Here is a 292-nt window from a genome sequence, read left to right as displayed (position 1 = left end):
CGTGACGACCTACTAGCATCAAGCCGTGGTGAGCTATTTGGCCCTCAAGGTCCTCAATTACCAGCTCCTAACATGCTGATGATGGACCGAGTGACTAAAATGTCACAAACCGAAGGTGAGTTTGGCAAAGGTCTTATTACTGCAGAACTCGATATTACTCCAGACCTTTGGTTTTTCGATTGTCACTTCCCTGGTGACCCTGTAATGCCTGGCTGTCTTGGTCTAGACGCTATGTGGCAACTAGTTGGTTTCTTCCTTGGCTGGATCGGTGGCGAAGGTAAAGGTCGTGCAC

The 292-nt window shown here is 49.0% G+C and carries 1 protein-coding gene; it reads left to right on the top strand.

Annotated features, from left to right (window positions below):
• A partial coding sequence (gene fabA / locus AB4585_RS23305; RefSeq protein ID WP_372171154.1) for a bifunctional 3-hydroxydecanoyl-ACP dehydratase/trans-2-decenoyl-ACP isomerase occupies window positions 1–292 on the top strand: 292 nt, incomplete at both ends.

It is taken from the genome of Vibrio sp. 10N.222.49.C9 (assembly GCF_041474985.1).
Lineage (GTDB): Bacteria > Pseudomonadota > Gammaproteobacteria > Enterobacterales > Vibrionaceae > Vibrio > Vibrio crassostreae_C.
Note: the sequence above shows the minus strand (reverse complement) of the source record. Positions and strands in the feature narration are given on the sequence as shown.